This is a genomic window from Allobosea sp. NPDC055353 (assembly GCF_053644975.1).
Genome location: NZ_JBSHMC010000003.1, coordinates 119,002 through 142,452, shown reverse-complemented (window position 1 = coordinate 142,452; position 23,451 = coordinate 119,002). Strand labels below are relative to the sequence as shown.

Annotated in this window: 22 protein-coding genes; 6 read left to right on the top strand and 16 right to left on the bottom strand. The window is 67.8% G+C overall.

Translation table 11 applies throughout. The features are described from left to right. Positions 1-11: 11 nt before the first annotated feature. The 5 genes from ACWIEX_RS21205 to ACWIEX_RS21185 are packed head-to-tail and all read right to left on the bottom strand — an operon-like array spanning position 12 to position 3,065. Positions 12-812 (bottom strand): MetQ/NlpA family ABC transporter substrate-binding protein, encoded by an 801-nt coding sequence (locus tag ACWIEX_RS21205; protein ID WP_454034933.1) that lies wholly within the window; start codon positions 810-812, stop codon positions 12-14. A 42-nt stretch (positions 813-854) separates the two neighbouring features. After that, positions 855-1,520, bottom strand: coding sequence for a methionine ABC transporter permease (locus tag ACWIEX_RS21200; protein ID WP_454034932.1), 666 nt, complete (start codon positions 1,518-1,520; stop codon positions 855-857). After that, positions 1,510-2,628 carry a methionine ABC transporter ATP-binding protein gene (locus tag ACWIEX_RS21195; protein WP_454034931.1) on the bottom strand — a complete coding sequence of 373 codons (1,119 nt, stop codon included), beginning with the start codon at positions 2,626-2,628 and terminating at the stop codon, positions 1,510-1,512. The genes ACWIEX_RS21200 and ACWIEX_RS21195 overlap by 11 nt, the downstream gene beginning before the upstream one ends. Positions 2,629-2,635: 7 nt before the next feature. Continuing rightward, on the bottom strand, positions 2,636-2,809 hold the full coding sequence (locus ACWIEX_RS21190; RefSeq protein ID WP_454034930.1) for a hypothetical protein: 174 nt from the start codon (positions 2,807-2,809) through the stop codon (positions 2,636-2,638). Between the two features lie 7 nt (positions 2,810-2,816). Then, a complete protein-coding gene (locus ACWIEX_RS21185) occupies positions 2,817-3,065 on the bottom strand; it encodes a hypothetical protein (RefSeq protein ID WP_454034929.1) in 249 nt (82 codons plus the stop codon). Between the two features lie 413 nt (positions 3,066-3,478). Between ACWIEX_RS21185 and ACWIEX_RS21180 the strand changes: the two genes are divergently transcribed. Beyond that, a complete protein-coding gene (locus ACWIEX_RS21180; protein WP_454034928.1) occupies positions 3,479-3,856 on the top strand; it encodes a hypothetical protein in 378 nt (125 codons plus the stop codon). Between the two features lie 110 nt (positions 3,857-3,966). Further along, positions 3,967-4,446 (top strand): copper chaperone PCu(A)C, encoded by a 480-nt coding sequence (locus tag ACWIEX_RS21175; protein WP_113586355.1) that lies wholly within the window; start codon positions 3,967-3,969, stop codon positions 4,444-4,446. A 130-nt stretch (positions 4,447-4,576) separates the two neighbouring features. Here the strand turns inward: ACWIEX_RS21175 and ACWIEX_RS21170 are convergent, their stop codons facing one another. Both ACWIEX_RS21170 and ACWIEX_RS21165 read right to left on the bottom strand, forming a co-directional pair. Further along, positions 4,577-5,506 carry a dihydrodipicolinate synthase family protein gene (locus tag ACWIEX_RS21170; protein WP_454034927.1) on the bottom strand — a complete coding sequence of 310 codons (930 nt, stop codon included), beginning with the start codon at positions 5,504-5,506 and terminating at the stop codon, positions 4,577-4,579. Between the two features lie 128 nt (positions 5,507-5,634). Beyond that, a complete protein-coding gene (locus ACWIEX_RS21165) occupies positions 5,635-6,321 on the bottom strand; it encodes a fumarylacetoacetate hydrolase family protein (protein ID WP_454034926.1) in 687 nt (228 codons plus the stop codon). A 216-nt stretch (positions 6,322-6,537) separates the two neighbouring features. Here ACWIEX_RS21165 and ACWIEX_RS21160 point away from each other — a divergent pair, with 216 nt between their 5' ends. After that, positions 6,538-6,747 carry a cold-shock protein gene (locus ACWIEX_RS21160; protein ID WP_061971665.1) on the top strand — a complete coding sequence of 70 codons (210 nt, stop codon included), beginning with the start codon at positions 6,538-6,540 and terminating at the stop codon, positions 6,745-6,747. A gap of 203 nt (positions 6,748-6,950) precedes the next feature. Here the strand turns inward: ACWIEX_RS21160 and ACWIEX_RS21155 are convergent, their stop codons facing one another. Both ACWIEX_RS21155 and ACWIEX_RS21150 read right to left on the bottom strand, forming a co-directional pair. Continuing rightward, a complete protein-coding gene (locus tag ACWIEX_RS21155) occupies positions 6,951-8,180 on the bottom strand; it encodes a multidrug effflux MFS transporter (RefSeq protein ID WP_454034925.1) in 1,230 nt (409 codons plus the stop codon). A 148-nt stretch (positions 8,181-8,328) separates the two neighbouring features. Beyond that, a complete protein-coding gene (locus ACWIEX_RS21150; RefSeq protein WP_454034924.1) occupies positions 8,329-8,964 on the bottom strand; it encodes a glutathione S-transferase family protein in 636 nt (211 codons plus the stop codon). 127 nt (positions 8,965-9,091) lie between these two features. Here ACWIEX_RS21150 and ACWIEX_RS21145 point away from each other — a divergent pair, with 127 nt between their 5' ends. Then, positions 9,092-9,841: a hypothetical protein gene (locus ACWIEX_RS21145; RefSeq protein ID WP_454034923.1), complete on the top strand. Its 750-nt coding sequence runs from the start codon at positions 9,092-9,094 to the stop codon at positions 9,839-9,841. A 217-nt stretch (positions 9,842-10,058) separates the two neighbouring features. On the opposite strand, the gene ACWIEX_RS21140 is transcribed toward ACWIEX_RS21145, so the two are convergent. The 3 genes from ACWIEX_RS21140 to ACWIEX_RS21130 form a co-directional block, all read right to left on the bottom strand. Further along, on the bottom strand, positions 10,059-11,006 hold the full coding sequence (locus ACWIEX_RS21140) for a lysylphosphatidylglycerol synthase domain-containing protein (RefSeq protein ID WP_061971670.1): 948 nt from the start codon (positions 11,004-11,006) through the stop codon (positions 10,059-10,061). A 184-nt stretch (positions 11,007-11,190) separates the two neighbouring features. Further along, entirely contained in the window at positions 11,191-13,476 is a 2,286-nt protein-coding gene (locus ACWIEX_RS21135; RefSeq protein WP_454034922.1) for an NADP-dependent malic enzyme, read from the bottom strand. Between the two features lie 122 nt (positions 13,477-13,598). Next, on the bottom strand, positions 13,599-15,431 hold the full coding sequence (locus ACWIEX_RS21130) for a methyl-accepting chemotaxis protein (protein ID WP_454034921.1): 1,833 nt from the start codon (positions 15,429-15,431) through the stop codon (positions 13,599-13,601). 103 nt (positions 15,432-15,534) lie between these two features. Here ACWIEX_RS21130 and mutS point away from each other — a divergent pair, with 103 nt between their 5' ends. Beyond that, entirely contained in the window at positions 15,535-18,258 is a 2,724-nt protein-coding gene (gene mutS, locus ACWIEX_RS21125; RefSeq protein ID WP_454034920.1) for a DNA mismatch repair protein MutS, read from the top strand. 161 nt (positions 18,259-18,419) lie between these two features. Here the strand turns inward: mutS and ACWIEX_RS21120 are convergent, their stop codons facing one another. The 3 genes from ACWIEX_RS21120 to ACWIEX_RS21110 all read right to left on the bottom strand — a co-directional run bounded on the left by ACWIEX_RS21120 (position 18,420) and on the right by ACWIEX_RS21110 (position 21,185). Further along, positions 18,420-19,277 (bottom strand): C40 family peptidase, encoded by an 858-nt coding sequence (locus ACWIEX_RS21120; protein WP_454034919.1) that lies wholly within the window; start codon positions 19,275-19,277, stop codon positions 18,420-18,422. A gap of 41 nt (positions 19,278-19,318) precedes the next feature. Beyond that, positions 19,319-19,672 (bottom strand): MarR family winged helix-turn-helix transcriptional regulator, encoded by a 354-nt coding sequence (locus ACWIEX_RS21115; RefSeq protein WP_061971679.1) that lies wholly within the window; start codon positions 19,670-19,672, stop codon positions 19,319-19,321. 142 nt (positions 19,673-19,814) lie between these two features. Then, a complete protein-coding gene (locus ACWIEX_RS21110) occupies positions 19,815-21,185 on the bottom strand; it encodes a leucyl aminopeptidase family protein (protein WP_454034918.1) in 1,371 nt (456 codons plus the stop codon). Positions 21,186-21,361: 176 nt separating this feature from the next. Between ACWIEX_RS21110 and ACWIEX_RS21105 the strand changes: the two genes are divergently transcribed. Next, on the top strand, positions 21,362-22,279 hold the full coding sequence (locus ACWIEX_RS21105) for a tetratricopeptide repeat protein (protein WP_454034917.1): 918 nt from the start codon (positions 21,362-21,364) through the stop codon (positions 22,277-22,279). Between the two features lie 194 nt (positions 22,280-22,473). On the opposite strand, the gene ACWIEX_RS21100 is transcribed toward ACWIEX_RS21105, so the two are convergent. After that, entirely contained in the window at positions 22,474-23,451 is a 978-nt protein-coding gene (locus ACWIEX_RS21100) for a type II secretion system F family protein (protein WP_454034916.1), read from the bottom strand.

Below are 23,451 nucleotides of genomic sequence, written 5' to 3'. Positions count from 1 at the left end.
GGGAGGAGCGGTTACCAGCCAGCGAGGACGGCGCCCTTGAAGCGCTCGGCGACGAAGGCCTTGATCTCGGGCGTGTGGTAGCTTTCGACCAGCGTCTTGACCCAGGGCTTGTCCTTGTCGGCGCTGCGCACGGCGATCAGGTTGACATAGGGGCCCTTGGCGTCCTCGCGCAGGATCGCCGAGGCCGGATCGATCTTGGCATCGACGGCGTAGTTGGTGTTGATCGCGGCGGCGGCGACATCAGCCAGCGAGCGCGGGGTCTGTGCGGCCTCGATCTCGATGATCTTGAGCTTCTTCGGGTTGCCGACGATATCGGCCGGGCTCGGCTTGAAGCCGACGCCGTCCTTCAGCTTGATCACGCCCTTGTCCTGCAGCAGCAGCAGCGAGCGGCCGCCATTGGTCGGGTCGTTCTGGATCGCGACGGTCGAACCATCCGGCACCTGCGACCAGTCCCTGTACTTGGCGGAGTAGATGCCGAGCGGGAAGTTCACGGTCAGGCCGGCGCTCTCGATCTTGAAGCCGCGATCCTTCACCTGGTTGTCGAGATAGGGCTGGTTCTGGAAGGAATTGGCCTCCAGCTCGCCGGCATCGAGCGCCTGGTTCGGCACGACATAGTCGGAGAACTCGATGATCTTGAGCTCGATGCCCTTCTTGGCGAGGACAGGCTTCACCTTCTCCAGGATCTCGGCATGCGGGCCGGGTGAGACGCCGATGCGGATCACCTGGTTCTGCTGGGCGAGCGCGGGGACGGCGGCGAGCGTCAGGGCGAAGCCTGCGAGCAGCGCGGCGCGGCGGTTGAAGATGGTCGTCATGATGTCGTTTCCTTCAGTCGGATGGGGATGAATTTGGAAGCGTCAGGCGTGGCGCAGGCGCTTGTTGAGATGGCGGGCGAGCCGGTCGCCGATGCTCTGGACGAGCTGGACGAGGACGATGAGCACGGCGACGACCGCCGCCATCACGTCCGGCATGAAGCGCTGGTAGCCGTAGCGGATGCCGAGATCGCCGAGCCCACCACCGCCGACCGCGCCGACCATGGCCGAGAAGCCGATCAGGCTGACCAGGGCCAGCGTCAGGCCGAGCACGATCGCCGGCAGCGCCTCGGGTACCAGCACCTTCCGTACGATCTGGACGGGCGTGGCGCCCATGGCGCGGGCGGCCTCGACCAGCCCCTGATCGACCTCGCGCACGGCGCCCTCGATCAGGCGGGCGATGAACGGCGTCGCCGCGACGGTGAGTGGCACGATCGCGGCGGCCGTGCCGATCGAGGTGCCGGCGATCAGGCGGGTGAACGGGATGATCGCGACGACCAGGATGATGAAGGGCGTCGAGCGCGTGGCGTTGACCAGCGTGCCGAGGAGCAGGTTGGCGGCCGGCGCGGCGAACAATTCGCCGCGTTTGCTGGTGGCCAGGAAGACGCCGAGCGGCAGCCCGAGCAGCGTGCCGATGCCGGCCGCGACCGCGACCATGGCCAGCGTGTCGAGCGTCGACTGCGCGATCAGGCGGATGATTTCAGGAGACATGGCCGATCACCTCCGCCTTGAGTCCGAGGCTTCTGAGGGCGCCGAGCACCGCGTCGCTTTCCGGTGCGCGCGAGGGCACCGAGACGAGCAGGCTGCCGAAGGGCTGGCCGGCGATGGCGTCGATCCGCCCGGCCAGGATGTTGACGTCGACGCCGACGATGGCGCTGAGCCGGCTGATCACCGGCGCCGTCGCGTTTTCGCCGAGGAAGGTGATGCGCAGCACGATATTGTCGCCGGGGCGCGCGTCTTTGCGGATGCGGTGGGCGAGGTGTTCGGGCAGTTCGACGCCGGTGACTGTCTCGACGAAGCACGCCGTCGTCGGATGCTGCGGGTTGGTGAAGACGGAGAAGGTCTCGCCCTGCTCGACGATGCGCCCGCCCTCGATCACCGCGACCCGGTCGCAGATCTCCTTGATCACGGGGATCTCGTGGGTGATCAGCAGGATGGTGATGCCGAGCTCGCGATTGACCTGCTTCAGCAGGGCGAGGATCGAGCGCGTGGTCTCGGGATCGAGCGCCGAGGTCGCCTCGTCGCAGAGCAGCACCTTGGGATCGGTGGCGAGCGCTCGGGCAATGCCGACGCGCTGCTTCTGCCCGCCCGAGAGCTCGGCTGGATAGCGCGCGCTCTTGTCGGAGAGGCCGACCAGCGCGAGCAGGCGCTCGACCTTGGCGGTGATCTCGGCCTTGCCAGCGCCCGCGATCTCCAGCGGCAGCGCGACATTGTCGAAGACCGTGCGCGAGGACAGCAGGTTGAAGTGCTGGAAGATCATGCCGATCCGCCGGCGCTGCTGGCGCCAGCCGGATTCGGTCAGGCCCGTGACGTCCTGACCTTCGATCAGGATGCGCCCTTCCGTGGCGCGTTCCAGCCCGTTGACGAGGCGGATCAGCGTCGACTTGCCGGCGCCGGAGCGGCCGATCACGCCGAGGATGGTGCCGGCGGGCACGTCGAGATCGATGCCGGCAAGCGCGCCGACAGGCTGCTGGCCGCGGCGGCCCGGATAGGTCTTGCCGACGCGCTCGAAGCGGATCGCCGGATCGGGCAACGAAAGGGGCAAGGAAACAGAAGTGACGCCGGCACTGAGCGTGCCGGGTCTGATGGGGGCGTTCATCATGTCCTCAGAAATGCGTGTGGCAGGACCAGTGGGCGATGCCGAGCTGCTCGATGGTCACGTCATGGACCGAGCGGCGCTGGTCATCCGTGGTCGCGGCGTCGAGCGGGTCGAAAGTGGCAGGGACGGCTTGGGCGAACCAGTTCGCGATACCGTTCCAGAGAGCGGAAAGAAGCTGCATCGCCGCCTCACGAAGCCAGCAGCAGCGGCGAGCGCCGCTGCGAGCGGGACAGCCGGCGCGCGGCTGTCTCGGCGGCGCCGGGCGTCGCGAAACGCTGCCCATCGAGCGCCCGGAAGGCGGCGGAGGCCGAGACGAAGGTAAAGTCGCGCTCGTCGGCGCGGCGGCTCACCAGCCCGATCTGGGCCTCGCCGAGCTCGATGACATAGGCTTGCTGCGCCGGGCGGGCCCGGCTGGGAAGGGAATGAATCTGGGACATGGAACTGCCTTCTGCCGCCTATGCGGCATGCGTCGGAACGAACGGATTGGAAGGACCTCTCGGCCTTGCGATCTCAGCGTCGACAGCGGCAGTGCATTCGGCGGAAGCGGGATTGGCTTCGGCTCGTTTTCGCGATGGTCATGTCAGTCTCCTCGATCTGGAGCCCACGACCCAGTCGTGGCGCTTTAGCGTTTGGTGACGCGGCGCAAGCTGCTGCTCAAATCTCCGCGGCTCCCCGATCGCTCAAGGAACGATCTGCAATCTGATGGAGGTCGTCCTCTTTGTCAACCGGATCGTTCTTTTAAAGAAACCAAACAGCAGAGAATAATTTTCTCCGCGCGCTCTTTGCGCCCGGCCAAGGATGCGGCAATGCGCGGCTTGACGAAGCCGGGCAAGCGGCGCCATTTGCGCCTATGCAGGCTCGCGCCGCCCTTCTCGATCGTCTTCGCCGCTCCGGGCTCGGAGCCTGGCTGGCGATGGCCTATGCGCTTTGCGTCATGGCCCTGGCGCTCGCACCGGCGCCGGCCTTGGCGACGCTGAGTGGCCATGACGGTGTCGTGCTTTGCTCCGGTGCGCCGGTTCCTGACGATGGCCAGCCGGTTCCACTGGGCGATCTCATCCATTGCAAGGGCTGCCCGCTCAATCCGGTTCTCGCGGGTCCGCCGGTCGAGGCTGCTCCGGTGCCGGGGCGGCTCGCCACGCGTCTTGCCGCGCCCGAGCTATGGGGCGAGGGTTTGCCGCATCGTTTCGCGGCCGGGCTCGCGCAATCGCGCGCGCCGCCGCTGGGCTGAAACCTCAGCCTGCCCATCCACATCCAATTCCGGCCTGTCCGCTTCGTTTGGGAGCGAGGGCACGTCTTCACGAGGCTGCGTCAGCGCCCCGTTCATCCAGGATATCCATCATGAAGCTTTCCTATTCGCTCGCCGCCGCGGCTCTCCTGCTCTCGGCCGGCTTCGCCACCGCCCATGAATTCAAGGCGGGTCCGCTCAAGATCGGCCATCCCTGGTCGCGCGCCACGCCGGCTGGCGCCAAGGTCGGCGGTGGCTATCTCTCGATCGAGAACACCGGCACGGTCGCGGACCGGCTGGTTTCGGTGTCCGTTCCCTTCGCGGCCCGCGCGGAGGTCCATGAGATGGCGGTCAAGGACGGCATCATGACGATGCGCCCGCTGGATAATGGCGTCGATGTTCCGGCCGGCGCCAAGGTCGAATTCAAGCCCGGCGGCTACCACATCATGTTCATGGACCTGAAGCAGCAGCTCAAGCAGGGCGAGATGATGAAGGGCACGCTGACCTTCGAGAAGGCCGGGACCGTCGATGTCGAGTTCAAGGTCGATTCGATCGCCGCCAAGGGCGGCGAGGGCGAGCACAAGGGGCACTGAGCTTCAGGCGGCGACTCTTCCCTTCTCCCCTTGCGGGAGAAGGTGGCCCGAAGGGCCGGATGACGGATAGCGTTGCGAGACACCTCACCCCAATCCTCTCCCCCAAGGGGAGAGGGGGCAGGTGGCGCCCTCAGAGCTTCGCGCGCGGATCGTGCTTGGCGATGCGGGACAGCAGATAATCCACCTCGGTCTTGGCGGCGGCGCTGAGCGCCGCGCCCGGCTTGCGCTGGGCGTCGTGGCTGAGGATGCCGCGCTTCATCATCGTGTATTTGCGCACGGCAAGGCCGACGCCCTGCTGCTGCTCGTAACGCATCAGCGGCAGATGCGCGTCGAAGATGTCATGGGCCTCGTCGCGCTTGCCGGCCTTCTGCAGGCGCACGACATCGATCAGCAGCTCCGGGAAGGCATAGCCGGTATTGGCGCCGTCGGCGCCGCGCTCCATCTCGAAATCGAGGAAGAGCCCGCCATTGCCGGTCACGATCGAGATCGGGCGCAGCGAGCCTTCCTTCTGGAACTTGCGCAGCGTCGAGATCTTCTCAAGCCCCGGCCAGTCCTCGTGCTTCAGCATCACGCAGGACGGGTTGTCCATGACGATCTTGCGGATCACCGCCGGCGTCATCACCACCGAGAGCGTCAGCGGATAGTCCTGAATGACGAAGGGGATGTCGCTGCCGATCGCTTCGACCGCCTGCGCATAATAGCCGGTGATCTGGTCGTCGGTGCGCAGGGACGGCGGCGGGGCGATCATCACGCCGCCGGCGCCGAGATCCATCACCTGCCGGGCGAGCGAGCGCATGGCCGCGAAGCCGGGCGCCGAGACGCCGACGATGATCGGCTTTCCGCCCATCCGGGCGACGCAGCGCTTGACCAGCTCGACCGATTCCTCGGGCTCGAGCTTGGGCGCCTCGCCCATGATGCCGAGCACGGTGACGCCGTCCGAGCCGATGTCGTGATAGAACTGGAACAGCCGGTCGGCCGAGGCCCAGTCGATGCTGCCATCAGGATTGAACGGGGTCGGCGCGATCGGGAAGACGCCGGAAGCGTCGGGGGTCAAGCGCATGATGCGGTCCTTGTCCTAGCGCATCGGCCCGAAAAGTGGATTGCGGTTTTCGGAAAAAGCCGATGCAAAATCAAAATCTTAGAACACCGGGCTGAATTATGTTCAGTCCGGTGTTCTAAGTTGTCTTATCAGGCGATGCGGGTGCGGACGGTGCCGACGCCGGCGATCTCGCCTTCGAGCACGTCGCCCTTGCTGACGGCGGCGACGCCTTCCGGCGTGCCCGTGAAGATCAGGTCGCCAGGCTTCAGTTCGACGAGGCCGGAGAGATAGGCGATCGTCTCCTCGACATTCCAGATCTGCTTGGCGAGGTCGGAGGTCTGGCGCACGACGCCGTTGACGGTGAGCTCGATCTTGCCGGCGCTGGGATGGCCGGCATGGCTCGCCGGCACGATCTCGCCGATCGGCCCGGAGAGATCGAAGCCCTTGGCCATGTCCCAGGGGCGCCCGGCCTTCTTGGCGACGTTCTGGAGGTCGCGGCGGGTCATGTCGAGCCCGGCGGCATAGCCGTAGACATGGGCCAGCGCCTCGGCTTCGGGGATGTCCTTGCCGCCGGTGCCGATGGCGACGACGAGCTCCATCTCGTGGTGGAGGTCGCTGGTCTTGCTCGGATAGGGCATGTCGGCGCCGTTGATCAGCAGCGCATCGGCCGGCTTGGTGAAGAAGAACGGGTCCTCGCGATCGGGATCATGGCCCATCTCGCGGGCATGTTCGGCATAGTTGCGGCCGACGCAGAAGACGCGGCGCACCGGGAAGGAGCCGCCACCCGCGACCGGTACGGCCGTCACGGCCGGCGGGTCGATCACAAAATTGCTCATCCTGCTGCTCCCTTGATCACAAGCTTGCGCCGTTCATGGGCGAGCGGCGCCCGGACCGCAAGCGGCTTGCGTCGGCGGCAGGCCTGCACGAGAGGCATTGCGGCACGCTTTTCGCAGGCGCGGCACGGGTTGTGCGGCGCGTCGTTGCAAGTGGAACGATTTGCTCCTTACATTACCCCGCCGGGGGAACCGGCGAGCCTATGGAAGGAACGGCATGTGAGTACGGGAACCGTGAAATGGTTCAACGAGACCAAGGGTTACGGCTTCATCACCCCGGATGGCGGCGGCAATGATGTCTTCGTCCATGTCAGCGCGGTGACGCGCGCGGGTCTGCGCGGTCTGAACGAGGGGCAGAAGGTCAGCTATGATCTCGAGCCCGATCGCAAGACCGGCAAGAACTCGGCCGTGAACCTGCAGACGACCTGAGCGCGTCTCTGCGTTCTGCGGGAAGGCGGTGGCGGCGCCTTTCCCGAGCCTAGGGCGGACCGCTCTCGGTCCAGGTCGGACCGAAGCGGATTCCAGGCATTCCCGTCGCCGCAGGCGGCGGTGAGAAGGAGAAAGCATCGGGCCGAAAAGTGGATCCCACTTTTCGGAAAAACCGGATGCGATGACAATGGTCTAAGGCCTTCTCAGACCCGGCCCGGTGCCGGATGGAACAGCCGGCCTCTCTCCACGATCAGCACGACGACGAGCGCCGCGATGCCGCAGAGCGCGAAGCCGAGCGTCAGCGGCACGACCGTGCCGTTGAAATGCTGGCCGATATAGAAGCCGAGCAGCGCGCCGATCACGGTGGTGACGAAGCCCTGCACCGAGGAGGCCGTGCCGGCGACATGGCCGAGCGGCTCCATCGCCATCGCCCCGAAATTCGGGCCGATCAGCCCGAAGCAGAACATCGCCCCGCCCTGCAGGATCGCAAAGCTCCAGAGCGATTCATGGCCCGCCAGCGCGACCAGCGCATGGATGCCGGTCAGCGCGATATAGCCGAGCAAGGCACCATGCGAGACGCGGCGCATGCCGAGCCGGCCGACGATGCGCGAATTCAGCAGCGAGGACGCCGCCATGAACATCGCGATCAGCGCGAAGATGGTGGTGAACAATTCCGGCGCATGGAAGACGTCGACGAAGACCTGCTGCGCCGAGTTGATGAAGCCGAACAGCCCGCCGAGCACGAAGGCCATGGCGAGCATGTAGCCGACACCGATGCGGCTGGTCAGCGTCGTCCGGAAGGAGGCGAGCACGCTCGCCGGCTCGATCGGCTTGCGGTCCTCCGGATGCTGGGTCTCAGGCAGCTTGAGCAGGACCCAGATCATCACGATGGCGCCGAAGCTGGTCAGCACACCGAAGATCCAGCGCCAGGGCGCGACCCAGAGGATCGCCTGCCCGATCGAGGGTGCCAGGATCGGCACGGCCAGGAAGACGATCATTGCCAGCGACATGACGCGCGCCATCTCACGGCCGGAATAGCAGTCGCGCACGATCGAGACGACGAGCACGCGCGTCGCGGCGGCACCGATGCCCTGCACGACCCGCGCCACCATCATCGCTTCGAACGAGCCGGCGAAGGCGGCAGCGATGCTGGCGATGACGTAGATCGCCAGACCCGTCAGCAGCACCGGGCGCCGGCCGAAGCGGTCGGAGATCGTGCCGTAGAAGATCTGCGAGACGCCGAAGCCGAGCAGATAGGCGGTAATGATCCATTGCCGCTGGTTGGCCTCGGCGATGCCGAGCGCCTCGGCCATCTGCGGCAGGGCCGGCAACATCGAATCGATGGCGAGCGCATTCGTCGCCATCAAGGCGGCGGTCAGGCCGACGAAGGGGTAGAAGCCCATGCCGTGGCGCGGCCGGGCTGGGACGGACATGTCATTCATGGCGATCGCGAGGTTTGCTGCTAGACCCGGCGGCTGCGGTCATCCGGCGGCGGCGGGCGAGATTCTGCCCGCAGCATTAGCCCCGTCGGTCCCGCGCGGCAACCGGTCCAATCGGCCATGCGCCATGCACCGGGCGCGTTCACCCCTGTTTCTGCATCTCGGCCATCAGCGCATCGTCGATTTCGACGGCGCGCTTTGCCGCCGGCCGCGCGGAGATGCGGGCGCCATAGGCCTCGAAGGCCGGCCGTTTCTCGATCGTGCCGAATTGCAGCCCCCACAGGACCTGCGAGCCGACATAGACGTCGGCGGCGCTGAAACGCTCGCCGGCCAGGTACTCGCCGCGGGTCACCGCGTATTCGAGCGTGTCCATCGCATCGGCATAGGTGCCGTAGCCGATAGCCCGCGCCCGGTCGGGTGGCACTTCCAGGCCGAAGGCCTTACTGGCGACGGCAGCCTCGATAGGTCCGGCAGCGAAGAACAGCCAGCGATAATAGGGACCGCGCAGCCGGCTGTTCGGCGCGGGCGCGAGCCCGGCCTGCGGAAAGGCATCGGCCATATAGGCGCAGATCGCGGCGCATTCCGTGACGACCGTGTCGCCATGGACCAGCGTCGGCACCTTGCCCATCGGGTTCAGGGCCTTGTAGTCCGCGCTCTTCATTGGCGTGCCGAAGCCGACGATCTCGGCGCGGTAGGGCTGGCCGATCTCCTCCATCATCCAGCGGGCGATACGTCCGCGCGACATCGGGTTGGTGTAGAGCACGAGTTCGTCGGCCATCGTCTTTTGCCTCCGTGATGGTTCGAGGATGCATTTATCCTGCGGCATCGGCGTGACGCTGTCAGGAGCCCGTCGCCTGACGCGGGCAGTCTGAGCTGTTATCGTCGCGGCGAAACAGGACGGAAACATGAACGAATCAGGCGTGGCGCGCAGCGTCTCCGTCAGCGACGGGCGGATGGCGATCGAGGGTCTGGCGACCCGCTATGTCCAGGATGCGGCGCGGCGCTTCCGCCTGACGGCTTCGGGCCTGCGTTTCGTCGGCGGCTTCGAGAGCCGCGACGGCCGTCTGCAGGAAAGCCGGCGCTTCCTCGCCGAGGCTGCGGTTGTCGATGGCGGCCTGCGCCGCGCCGGACTCGAGGGCGAGGCCGGTCCGATCGCCCTGACTTTGCGCCCGCTGTCGCAGGCTGGCGAGCAGCCACGTCTCCTCCTGATGCTCGGCTATCGCGACGAGGACGGCGCCTCGCAGCCCTTCGCCGAGGCCTTTCTGGCACCCGCCGTGTTTGAGGCGCTGAAAGCCGACCTGCTTTCCGGATTGGCGCAGAAGATCTCGCTCAGCGCCACGACGAGCCTCTGGATCCGCGAGGAGGATCGCGGGCGCAGGAATGGCGAGCCGCTCGACTGGTATCTCGGCCTCGACGCCGATGGGCGCTCGGCCCAGCCCGCGCACGGCTTCATCGAGACGATCGAGTGGCGGCCTCGCGAACATCCGGTCGCCATCGAGACCGCGCCGACCCCCGATCCCGTGCCGGCTCCCGCCCATGAGACCGAGGATGACTGGCCGGAAACCGCTGCCGAGCAGCTTGGCAAAATCAACTGGAGCTTCCGGCTGCTCCTGCTGATGCTGGCCTTCCTGCTGATCATCGTGGCGGTGAAGTAGGGAAGCATCTGGGTGCTGCGGCCGTTTGATCGGAGCGGTTTCGAGCGAAACGGTTGTCATTCCGGGGCGCGCCGAAGGCGCGAACCCGGAACCCACGACTGGGTGAGATACCCAATGTCGGGTTGCAGGCGGTCTACCCAGTCGTGGGTTCCGGGTTCTTCGCTGCGCGAAGCCCCGGAATGACAAAGGGGCTGGCCAGGACCAAGCCGGCAACCGCCTAGGGCTCGTGGCGGCGGATGCGGCGGATCATCTCGTTCAGCGCCAGCAGCACCAGCGCCAGGATGAAGGGCAGGATGTAGTAGACCACCCGGAAGATCAGCAGCGCGCCCAGCACATGCTCGTAGGGGAAGCGGTTGAGTGCGACGAGCATCGTCGCCTCGAACACGCCGAGCCCGCCCGGCGCATGGCTGGCGATGCCGATCAGGCAGGCGAAGATATAGGCGGCCAGGAAGGTCGGATATTCCAGGCCGTAGCCGCCGGGCAGCAGCACGAAGAGCACGGCGGCGGCCGCGCAGACCTCGCAGGCGCCGAGCGCCATCTGGCCGAGCGTGGTGCCCAGGCCGGGCAGGTGCAGGTTCCAGCCGCGCACGCGGATCGTGCGTTCGTCGGTCGCGATCCAGGCGAGATAGCCGAGGATGCCGAGGCCCACGAGCCCGCCGACGATCTGGACGACCAGCGGCGAGGTCCGGGCCAGCATCGCCACCGCATCGGCCGAATAGATCAGGCTGGCGCAGAGGATGGCGCCGAGCCCGAGCCAGAAGGTGATGCCGGCGATCACGGTCAGGCTCGCCACCTCGGAGGCGCGCACCCCCTTCGGCGAATAGATCCAGTAGCGCACCGTGCCGCCGGTCACGATCGGGAAGCCGAGCGTGAACGAGACGGAGTAGCTGGTGAAGGAGGCGAGCGCGGTGGTGCGATAGGGGATCGAGAGGCCGAGCCGGCGCAGCGCCAGCTTGTCGTAGCCGGTCAGCAGCAGATAGCTCAGCGCGGTGAAGGCGACGGCGAGGCCGAGCTGGCGCAGGCTGGCATTGGCGAAGGCGCCGGCAAGCTGGCCCGGCTCCATCCCGCTGATGATATGCCAGAGCACGACCAGCGAGGCGCCGAAGATGACGAAGCTCGCCAGCGGGCCGAGCCACCACCAGCGGCTGCGCTTGCGCAGGGGCATTCCTGGCTCATGCGGGCCGAACGACATGCGCTCTCGGGGTTGCGCGACGCTGCGGGGTCGCGGCGGCGCGGTGGCGGGCGGGGCTCGGGTTCAAGCTCCGCCCGACAGATAGCGCCTCAGTGGCAATGCACAAGCCGCTGCGGCGAATAGGCCCCATGAGGAACCCGGCAGAAGTGTCCGTCGGTCAGCCGCCGATATTGAAGGCGGCGAGCGCGGCCATGTTGACGATGTCGGAATCCTTGGCGCCGAGCGGCACGATCTGGATCGGCTTGTCGAGGCCGACGATCAGCGGGCCGATCACGGTCGCGCCGCCAAGCTCCTGCAGCAGCTTGGTCGAGATCGAGGCCGAGTGGAAGGCCGGCATCACCAGCACGTTCGCCGGCCCCGAGAGGCGGCAGAACGGGTATTGGCTCATCACCTCGCGATTGAGCGCGACATCGGCCGCCATCTCGCCGTCATACTCGAAATCGACGCGCTGGCCGTCGAGCAGCGCCACGGCCTCGCGCACCTTCTCGGAACGCTCGCCGGCCGGATGCCCAAAGGTCGAGAAGGCGAGCATCGCGACCTTCGGCTCATAGCCCAGGCGTCGCGCGACGCCGGCGGCCTCGATCGCGATTTCCGAGAGCTGCCGCGCGGTCGGCATCTCGGTGATCGCGGTATCCGCCACGAGGACGGTGCGGTCCCGCGAGATCACGACCGAGATGCCGATCACCCGGTGGCCCGGCTTCTCGTCGATGACGCGGCGGACCTCTTCCAGCGCGATCGAGTAGTTGCGGGTGACGCCGGTCACCATCGCGTCGGCATCGCCGAGCGCCACCATCGCCGCGGCGAAATGGTTGCGGTCCTGGTTGATCAGGCGCTGGCAGTCGCGGAACAGATAGCCCTGCCGCTGCAGCCGCTCGTAGAGATACTGCGCATAGGCGGCATTGCGGTGCGAGAGCCGGGCATTCTGGATCGAGATGCCCTTGGCTTCGAGGTCGACGCCGAGGAAGGTCGCGGCCTCGGTGATGCGGTCCTCGCGGCCGACCAGGATGGCATGGCCAAGCCCCTGCGCCACGAAGGAAGCCGCGGCGCGGATGACCTGCTCCTCCTCGCCCTCGGCGAAGACGACGCGCTTGGGATAGCGCCGCACGCGTTCGAAGATGCGGTTGAGCGTGCCGGCGATCGGGTCGCGCCTTGCCGAGAGCTGCGCCTTGTAGGCGGTGGTGTCGACGATCGGCTTGCCGGCCACGCCTGAATCCATCGCGGCCTTCGCGACGGCCATCGGCACGACATGGATCAGGCGCGGATCGAACGGCACCGGGATGATGTAGTCCTTGCCGTAGCGCGGACGCGCGCCCTGATAGGCGGCGGCGACCTCGTCGGGCACGTCCTCGCGCGCCAGCATCGCCAGGGATTCGGCCGCCGCAATCTTCATTTCCATGTTGATCGTGGTCGCGCGCACGTCGAGCGCGCCACGGAAGATGAAGGGGAAGCCCAGCACGTTGTTGACCTGGTTCGGATAGTCCGAGCGGCCGGTCGCCATGATCGCGTCGTCGCGGATGGCGTGGACCTCCTCCGGCGTGATCTCCGGATCGGGATTGGCCATGGCGAAGATGATCGGGTTCGGCGCCATCGAGGCCACCATCTCCGGGGTCACCGCGCCCTTTTGCGACAGGCCGAAGAAGGCGTCGGCCCCGTCCAGCGCCTGGGCCAGCGTGCGCCGGTCGGTGACGGCGGCATGGGCCGATTTCCACTGGTTCATGCCCTCGGTGCGGCCCTGGTAGATCACGCCCTTGGTGTCGCAGAGGATGACGTTGTCGGGCTTGAAGCCCATCGCCTTCAGCAATTCGATGCAGGCGATGGCGGCGGCGCCGGCACCGTTGATGACGAGCCTGGTCGACTTGATGTCGCGCTCGGTGATGTCGAGCGCGTTGATCAGGCCGGCGGCGGCGATGATCGCGGTGCCGTGCTGGTCGTCATGGAAGACCGGGATGTCCATCAATTCGCGCAGGCGCTGCTCGATGATGAAGCACTCAGGCGCCTTGATGTCCTCGAGATTGATGCCGCCGAAGGACGGGCCGAGATAGCGCACGGCGTCGATGAACTTGTCCGGGTCCTCGGTATCGACCTCGAGATCGATCGAGTCGACATCGGCGAAGCGCTTGAACAGGACCGACTTGCCCTCCATCACCGGCTTCGAGGCGAGCGCGCCGAGATTGCCGAGGCCGAGGATCGCAGTGCCGTTGGTGATCACGGCGACGAGGTTCGAGCGCGTCGTGTAGTCATAGGCGCGCGACGGGTCCTCGGCGATCGCCAGCACCGGTACGGCCACGCCGGGCGAATAGGCGAGCGAGAGGTCGCGCTGCGTCGCCATCGGCTTGGTCGGCACGATTTCCAGCTTGCCGGGCCGTCCCTGCGAGTGGAACAGCAGGGCCTCCTGGTCGGTGAAGGTCGGGCGGGCGCGCTTGGTCGTCGGACGGTCGTTCATCGAAGCGTCTTTTCTTGTGCGTTTCCTCGAGGGGTACCGACCATAAGGCGGCGGCGCCCGGGATCACAAGCGGCGAGTGCTTCACAGAACCCTTGTCGTAGCCGAACGATATCCCGCGCGGGTCAGGCGCGCGAGGCCGTGCGCATGCTGCGCACGAAATCCGCGACATAGCGGTCGAGTGCCTCGGTTTCCTCGTCGACCTTGCGGGCGGCATCGGCGACATGGATCGCGGCATCGCCGGTGACGCGCGCCTCGACACCGACGGCACCGACATTGACGGTGACGGCATCGGCGCTCAATGCAACGGCCTGCGCATCGGCGGCGATGGTCGAGGCGATGCCGGCCTGGCGGCTGACGACGGCGGCGATCGCGCCCGAGGTCTGCTCGATCGTCGTCATCGTGCCCTCGATATGGGCGACGGCCTCGAAGGCGGTCGCCGCGGCGCCGCGGATATCGGCAAGCGTCTCCGCGATGTCGCGGGTCGCCTTCTGTGTCTGCTCGGCCAGCGTCTTGACCTCGCCGGCCACCACCGCGAAGCCGCGTCCGGCCGCCCCGGCGCGGGCCGCCTCGATCGTCGCGTTGAGGGCGAGCAGATTGGTGCGGGCGGCGATCTCCTCGATGAAGTCGAGCACGGCGCGGACCTTGTCGGCGGCCTCCGTCAGCCCGGCGACGTCGCTGCGCGTGCTGCGGACGTAGGATGCGGCGGCGCGCACGGTGTCGTCGGCATGGCTGGTCTGCTGGGTCAGTTCGCGGATCGAGGCCTCGATCTCCTCGGCCGCGACCGCGACGCTGCCGATCCGGCGCGAGGCGCTGCCGGCCTCCTGCGTCACGCTTTCGGCGCGCTGGGTCGTCTTGTTGGCGTTCTCGACCATCTGGCCGGCAGCCTCATGCATGCCGCGCAGCGAGGCGCCGACATCGCCGAGCGCCTTGCCGACGGTCCGCTCCAGATCGCCAGCCAGCGCGTCGAGGGTCGTCTTGCGCAGCGTCTCGATCTCACCGCGGCGGGTTTCCAGCGTCTTTTCGGCGGTGATGTCGAGCAGGATGCCGTCCCAGACCAGCGTTCCGTCACGCAGGCGGCGTTTGGTCGATTCACTGCGCAGCCAGACGATGCCGCCATCGGGCGCGTGATAGCGTCCCTCGAAGCGCCAGAGCGTCTCGGTGTCCTGCTGGTCGCGCCGCTGCTGCTCGAAGCGGGCCCGGTCCTCGGGCAGGAGCTTGCCGAGCCAGGTCTCGGGATCGCGCTCGACCTCTTCCCTGGTGATGCCGAGCAACTTGTCGATGGCGAAGGAGGCGAACTGATAGGTCAGCGTGCCGTCCGGCCGCACGACCCGCTGGTAGAGCGTGCCCGGGGCGCGGTCGATCAGCGTGCGCAGGCGATAGGCCGTCTCCCGCCTTTCGCTGTCGTTGATGACGATGATGCCGGTCAGGAAGATGCCGATGGTCCCGACCAGGATCATCACCGGAACGGCTTCGCGCAGGAAGCGTTCGCCGGCCGCGCCGGGGATGAAGCCCACCGAGGCGATCAGGATGAGGGCGTCGATGACGCTCAGCGCGGCGAGGTCACTGATGCCGAGCGGCCGCCGGCGGCGCGCCAGCCACAGCGCATAGGCGATGCCGATCAGGGCGCGGGCGAGGATGCCGGTGATGCCCGTCACCATGCCGACGCCGCCGCCGAGATAACGCATCACGACGAGCGGCGCAGCCGTCAGGACGGAGGCGATCGGGCCGCCGACCGGGCCGGCGAGGATCGCGAAGCTGTTGCGGGAATCGACCACGAGCCCGGGCTGGAGCTCGAAAGGATTGCCCATGCTGACCAGGGCGCCGGCCGCGAACAGAATGCCGACGATGACCTGACGCAGCCAGGCCCGATTGCCGAGCCGGGGCGTGGCGACGGTCAGCAGCAATCCCGCCAGCAGCAGGAAGAACAGGCTCTCGGCGAGATTGATCAGCAGCAATGTGGAGGCCCTGGCCTGATTCGGCGCCTGAATATTGCTTTCAATTGTTGAAAGCCGTCCTAACGGATGGCCTTGCCCGGGCATTTTGCTAGCGTGCCGCGCAATGCGCCAGAATTCCTCTTCCGAACCAGCCCGTCCCGCCCCCCCGGCTGCGGCCGCCGACCGCGTCACGCCGATGATGGCGCAGTACGTCGAGATCAAGGCCGCCAACCCGGACTGCCTGCTGTTCTACCGGATGGGCGATTTCTACGAATTGTTCTTCACGGACGCGGAGATCGCCTCGCGCACGCTCGGCATCGTCCTGACCAAGCGCGGCAAGCATCAGGGCGACGACATTCCGATGTGCGGCGTGCCGGTCGAGCGTGCCGACGACTATCTCCAGCGCCTGATCGCCGCCGGCCATCGCGTCGCCGTCTGCGAGCAGACCGAGGACCCGGCCGAGGCCAGGAAGCGCGGCAACAAATCGGTGGTGAAGCGCGATGTCGTGCGCCTCGTCACGCCCGGCACCATCACCGAGGAACGGTTGCTCGAACCCGGCCGGGCCAGCCTGCTGGTCGCTGTCGCGCGCCGCAAGACCGGCGAGGCGGCCTCGCTCTACGGGCTCGCCGCGATCGACATCTCGACCGGCCGCTTCACCGTGATGGAGACGCCGCAGGAGCGGCTCGGAATCGAGTTCTCCCGCCTGGAGCCGCGCGAGATCGTCTGCCCGGATGCCATCCATGACGATCCCGAGCTTAAGGAATTCTGGCGCGAGATTTCGGTGCCGGTGACGCCGCTGGCGCGCGACGGGCTCGATGCGGCCTCGGCCGAACGCCGCCTGAAGGAGTTCTTCGGCGTCGCCACGCTCGATGCCTTCGGCGCCTTCACGCGGGCCGAGATCGCGGCGGCCGGTGCGGCGCTGGCCTATGTCGAGCGCACCCAGCTCGGCGCCCGCCCGCCGCTTTCGGCCCCGGTGCGCGATGCCGGCTCGGCGACGATGTTGATCGATGCCGCGACCCGCGCCAATCTGGAGCTGACGCGGACGCTCGGCGGCGAGCGCCAGGGCAGCCTGCTCGCCACGATCGACCGCACGGTGACGCCGGGCGGTGCGCGCCTCTTGGCCGAACGCCTCGCCGGCCCATTGACCGACCCCGCTGCCATCGCGGCGCGTCATGATGCGGTCGAGCTGCTCGTCGCGGATGCCGGCTTACGCGAGGATCTGCGTTCCGCCCTGGAGAAGGTGCCGGATGTCGCCCGCGCACTGGCGCGCCTCTCGCTCGACCGTGGCGGCCCGCGCGATCTCGCGGCGCTCGGCGCCGGGCTCGATGCGGCCCGCGCGATTGCCGCCTTGCTGGTCCGGCGCGGCGAATTGCCGGTCGAGCTTGCGCGCGCCATGCGGGCTCTCGGCGAAAGCGATCCCGACCTGCCGGTTCGCCTCAATGCGACGCTAGCGGACGAATTGCCGCTCAACCGCCGCGACGGCCGCTTCGTGCGCGAGGGCTTTGACGCCGCGCTCGACGAATTGCGCCTGCTCCAGATCGACTCGCGCAAGGTCATCGCGCAATTGCAGGCGCGCTACGCTGCCGAGACCAACTGCCGGACTTTGCGCATCAAGCACAACGCCATGCTCGGCTATTTCGTCGAGGTGCCGCAGGCGGCCGGCGAGGAATTCCTGCGCGATCCCTGGCGCGCGACCTTCGTGCATCGCCAGACCATGTCGGACGCGATGCGCTTCTCCTCGGTCGAGCTCGGCGAGCTCGAAGCCAAGATCGCCTCCGCTGCCGATCGGGCGCTGAAGCTCGAGCTCGCGATCTTCGCCGCGCTCAGCGAGGCCGTGCTCGCCCAGGCCGAGCCGATCAAGGCCGCCGCTCTGGCGCTGGCCGAGCTCGACGTCGCCGCCGCGCTGGCCGATCTCGCCACCCGCGAGGGCTGGAGCCGTCCGCAGGTCGATGACGGCGTGGCCTTCACCATCGAACGCGGCCGCCATCCGGTGGTCGAGGCGGCGCTGAAGCGCGACGGCAAACCCTTCGTCGCCAACGAAACCGAATTGTCGCCGCCGGCCAGCGAGGCCAAGGGCGGGCGCATCTGCCTGATCACCGGTCCGAACATGGCCGGTAAGTCGACCTTCCTGCGCCAGAATGCGCTGATCGCCGTGCTCGCCCAGATGGGCTCCTTCGTGCCGGCGACCTCTGCGCATATCGGCATCGTCGACCGGCTGTTCTCGCGCGTCGGCGCCGCCGACGATCTCGCCCGTGGCCGTTCGACCTTCATGGTCGAGATGGTCGAGACCGCCGCGATCCTGAACCAGGCCGGCCCGCGCGCGCTGGTCATCCTCGACGAGATCGGGCGCGGCACCGCGACCTTCGACGGCCTCTCCATCGCCTGGGCGGCGATCGAGCACCTCCACGAGATCAATCGCTGCCGCAGCCTGTTCGCGACGCATTATCACGAGCTGACCGCGCTCGGAGACCGGCTCGACCGCGTCGCCAATGCGACCGTCCGCGTCACCGAATGGAAGGGCGAGGTCGTCTTCCTGCACGAGGTCGTGCCGGGCGCGGCCGATCGCTCCTACGGCATCCAGGTCGCCAAGCTCGCAGGCCTCCCCCCGGCGGTGGTCGAGCGTGCGCGTGCCATCCTCGGCGAATTGGAGAAGACCGAGCGCGAGAAGCCGGTGGCTTCGCTGGTCGACGACCTCCCGCTCTTCGCCGTGCCGCAGCGCCGGCCGGCGCCGGTCGTCGACGAGGGCGAGCCGGACGGCCTGCGCGAGGCGCTCGCAGGGATCGAGCCGGACGAGATGACCCCGCGCGAGGCGCTGGAAGCGCTTTATCGTCTGAAGGGGATGGCCTGAATTTCAGGCCTTACAAAGGGCGGCTGTCATCCCGGACAAGCCGCGATAGCGGCGCCGATCCGGGATCCATGCCGGAGCGCCTCCAATAAAGGTTCAGGAATGGATCCCGGATCTGCGCTTCGCTACGCCCGGGATGACGGGCGTTTTTGTAGATCCGGATGCTAGGCCAGCCGCCTGATGCTGGTGATCTCGCCGAAGCTCCTGGCGCGGATGCGGTCGCGCGCCTCGCGCAGGGGCTCGCGATAGACGCTCATCACATGCCCGCTGGCATGGAGCAGCGTGTCAGGGGCTGTCAGGATGCCGACATGGCCCTTCCAGAAGACGAGATCGCCGCGCTGGAGCCCCGACAGGTCCTCGCGCAGTTCGACCGGCCGGCCAAGCGTCGCTTCCATCATGTCGGAATCGCGCGGCGCGGCGATGCCGGCTGCCGCCAGGCTGAGCTGGGCCAGCCCCGAGCAGTCGAGCCCGAGGCTGGTCTTGCCGCCCCAGAGATAGGGCACGCCGACGAAGCGCTCAGCGACCGCTACGAAATCCGGCTCGGGCTGGTCGAGCGGCGCGAGATGGGCGGCGAAGACATGGCCGCCATCGGCCAGCACGGCGAAATCGCCCTTGCTCTCGACCACAGTGATGCTCGCGCCAAGCGACAGCGCCGTCAGCGGCGGCAGTTTGATCGAGGGGCCGGGATAGACGAAGGTCCGCAAGCCCGCGACGCGATGCGTCGGTGCCTGCTGGTCGGGGCGCAAGGCATCGTCGGGGATGTAGCCGACATAGCCGTCATCGGCGAGCTGTGCCCACGCCCAGCCTTCCTCGCGCTCATAGACCTGCACCAGCTCGCCCGCGAGCGCCTCGGTATCGAGCGCGGCGTCCGGGCGCGGCTCGCGACGCACCGGGGCCGAGGCCGCGACGATGCGCATCGCCTGCGGGTCGGCGAAGCGGGTGGCCTCCACCTGGCCCGTCAGCGCACGCGCGGCGAGATCGGGACGGAAGGCATGGATGCGGCGGTCGAGAATCGCTGTCATGGCGGCAATCTAGCGTGGCGGGAGACGGTTCGGGAGAGGCCTCAGCTTCCGCCGATCTCCTTGGCATGCTCGGTCACGAGGTCAGCCAGACGCTCGACGGCGAGCGCCCCGGCGACGGTGCGCTGGATCACGACATTGCGACGGTCGGCCTCGTCGCGCTTGCGCGTCAGCAGGCCGAGCTTGCCGAGCGTATCGAGGGCGCGGGTGATCACTGGCTTGGTCACGCCGAGCTGCTGGGCGAGACCTCGCACCGTATGCGGCGGCAATTCGAGATAGACGGTGAGCAGGATCGCGGTCTGGCGGGCCGAGAGATCGGCATCGTGATCCCGCACCAGATCGAGATGCACCTGCCGCCACAGCTTGAGCGCCTGCGAAGGCCTGATCTCCAGGGGCATGAACGGGTCCAGATCGTTACGGACCCGTATCATTATCCCGGCGGGGCTGCCGCGCAATCGCCTTTGCCGATCAGCCTTAACCGCGCGGATGAAGCATCGGCCCGAAAAGAGGAGACCGGTTTTCGGACCAGCCGATGCGGGATCAAAAACGCTGTTTCACCAGCGCATGGATCAGCCGCGCGCCCTGGCATTCGCCGCCCTCCGGCCGCCCCGGCTTGGCCGAGGGATTCCAAGCATAGATGTCGAAATGGACATAGGATTGCGTCTTCTCGACGAAGCGGTTGAGGAACAGGGCCGCCGTGACCGAGCCGGCCATGCCGCCAGTGGAGATATGGTTGACGTCGGCGATCTTGGAATCGAGCAGGCCGTCATAGGGCGGCCAGAGCGGCAGCCGCCAGACCGGGTCGTTCACGGCCATGCCGAGGCGCGCGATCTCGGCGGCGAGGCTCTCGTCATGCGTGTAGAACGGCGGCAGGTCCGGGCCGAGCGCGGTCCGTGCGGCGCCGGTCAGCGTCGCGAAATCGACGAGCAGCTCGGGTGCCTCCTCATCGGCCAGCGTCAGCGCATCGGCCAGGATCAGCCGGCCTTCGGCATCGGTGTTGCCGATCTCGACCGAGAGGCCCTTGCGGCTCGCCAGCACGTCGCCGGGCCGGAAGGCGTTCCCGGACACGGAATTCTCGACGGCCGGCACCAGCAGCCGCAGCCGCACCGGCAGCTTCGCCAGCATGATCATCCGCGCCGCCGCGATCGCCGCCGCCGCGCCGCCCATGTCCTTCTTCATCAGCAGCATCGAGGCGTCGGGCTTGAGGTTGAGACCGCCCGTGTCGAAGGCGACGCCCTTGCCGACGAGCGTGACCTTGGGATGGGCAGGGTCGCCCCAGACCAGGTCGACGAGCCGCGGCGCGCGTGTCGAGGCGCGGCCGACCGCGTGGATCATCGGGAAATTGCGGGCGATCAGGTCGTCGCCGACGATGCTGGCGACCGCCGCGCCGCATTCGGCCGCGAGCCCGCGGATTGCCGCCTCGATCTCGCCCGGTCCCAGCTCGTTGGCGGGGGTATTGACGAGGTCGCGTGCCAGCATCGCGGATTCGGCGATCAGGCTGACCTCCTCGCCGTCGACGCCGTCGGGCACGACCAGCCGGGCGCGCGCCGGATTCGGCTTGCGGTAGCGGTCGAAGCGGTAGCCCTGCAGCAGCCAGCTCAGCGTTGCCAGCGCCGGATCGTCGATAGCGCCGGACAGCGCGTAGTCGCCGGCCGGCAGCACTGCGGCGAGGCGACCCGGCGCGAACGGATCGGGCCGGCGCCCGGTGGTGTCGACGCCGAGCAGGACGGCCGCGATGGCCCCTTGCGGATCCGGCAGCAGGCAGTGCTGGCCGGCACGGCCGGCGAAACCCTGGGCGAGGGCAAAGCTGCGGTTGGCCGGCGACAACTGGTCCTGAAGGGTGGGCCATGTGCCGGTCGAGACGGCGTGAACGGGAGTGCCTGCGGCGGTGGCGGTCAGGAGGCTGTGCACGAGCGGTGTTCGATTTCGAGCGGGAGCATCGGGGCGGCGATTAAGAATGCATTAGGGTTAACGCTTTATCACCGGATCGACCAGACAAACCCATCCAGACGACCCGTGTTCGGGAGGCGATCCAGCCCATGTCTTCTTCAGCACGGCCCCATTCCTCAGTCCGCCTTGCAGCCTCGGTGCAGCCCCTGTCCGCTCCCGAGGCCCGTCGCGGCTCGCGGGCCGGCCTCGGCCTCGCGGTCTGTCTTGCGGCGCTCGTCCTGGCGGGTTGCCAGGGGCGCGGCGGCCCGGGCGACATCACCGGCTCGATCGGCCGCAGCCAGGCGAGCCAGCCGCGCACCGCGTCGGACTGGCAGGCCGAGCGCGAAACCTGGGCGAAGCGCTACGACGCCAATCCGAAGGCCCGGGACGCCGCCTTCTACTATGCGCGCGCGCTGCGCAGCCTCGACCAGAACGCGCAGGCCCTGGCTGTGCTTCAGGGCGCCGTCCTCATCCACCAGAACGATCGCGAGCTTCTTGGCGCCTATGGCCGTTCGCTCGCCGATAACGGGCGCCTGCGGGAGGCGGACGACGTTCTCTCGCGCGCGCATTCGCCCGAGCGTCCGGACTGGCGCATCCTGTCGGCGCAAGGCACGGTCGCCGACCAGTTGGGCGATCACACCCGCGCCCAGCAGATCTACCAGTCGGCGCTGAAGCTCGCGCCCAACGAGCCGACGATCATGTCGAATTACGGGCTGTCGCTCGCCCTCTCGCGCAACCTGCCGGAGGCCGAGCGCGTCCTCGCCGAGGCCGCGGCCTCCGAGCGCGCCGATGCCCGCGTCCGTCAGAACCTCGTCCTGGTCCTCGGCCTGCAGGGCCGCTTCGGGGAGGCGGAGACCTGGGCGCGACGCGACCAGAGCCCGGCCGAAGCCGCCCAGACGATCGCCTATCTCAAGCGCAGCGTCAGCCAGCGCAACAGCTGGGAGATGCTGAAGGGTGGCAAGAATGGCCAGGCCCCGTCGGGCCAAGTCCAGTCGGGCCAGGCCCAGTCGCCCGCCAGGCAGCCGCCGCCGGTGCGCGGAGCGGGTTCGCCGCCGGCCGCAGCCCCGTCCGCCTGAACCGCCATTTTAGGGATCGGCGCGCTCGACAAAATCCGCGCCGCAGCGAAGAAGGCCGGAGCCCCAGGGCTCCGGCCTTCTTCGTCATCGGGCCCGATGCTGAAACGGGGAGGTCAGAGCAATTCCGGGATCCCAGGAATTGTTCTGGATCGCCGCCGCGCGCCCAGGTCGCACAGATGGCGACCGCGTCGCCCTTACTTCCACTTGAAGACCTGAATCAGCGCGGGCGTCATGATGATGACGAACAGCACCGGCAGGAAGAACAGGATCATCGGCACCGTGAGTTTGGGCGGCAGCGCGGCCGCCTTCTTCTCGGCCGCGTTCATGCGCTGGTCGCGGCTTTCCTGTGCGAGCGTGCGCAGCGCGGTTCCCAGCGGCGTGCCGTAGCGCTCGGCCTGGATCAGGGCCGTCGAGACCGAGCGGACGCTTTCGAGGCCGGTGCGGAGCGCGAGGTTCTCGTAGGCGATGCGGCGGTCGGAGAGATAGGAGAGCTCTGCGGTGCACAGCGCGAATTCCTCCGCCAGCGGAACCGACTGGTTGCCGATCTCGCCCGAGACCTTCCGGAAGGCATGCTCGATCGACATGCCGGCTTCCACGCAGATCAGCAGCAGGTCGAGCGCATCCGGAAAGGCCTGGCGCATCGATGCCTGCCGCTTGCCGGCCTGGTTCGTCAGGAAGACCTCCGGCGCCTTGATGCCGATATAGGCGCCGGCGATGGCCATGGCGATCTTGACCGCGAAGGGCTGGCCGAAACCGTTGATGGCGAAGACGTAGAACAGTGTCAGCAGGAACAGCCCGACCGGCACGGCGAGGCGGAAGAAAAGGAAGGTGACCTCGGCCTGGGGGCCGCGATAGCCGGCCATGGCGAGCTGCTTCTTGGCGTTTTCGGTGCCGAGCCAGTCGCCGAGCTTGAACCGCTCCACGATGCGCCGCATGTAGGCTTTCGGCTCCTGACGCAGCGAGACCTTCTCGTTCTGCCGGTTGAGCCGTTCGCGCTCGCGGGCGCGGATCTTCTCGCGTTCCGTTGCGACGTTCTTCATCCGCTTCTGGAGGCTGTTGCCCTCGGTCAGCGGAATCGCGATCGTCAGCACGGTCGCGGCTGCCGCGATGGCCGCCAGCAGGCCCAGCATGAACTGCGGATTGGTGACGGCGCTGGCGATCTGGGAAATCAT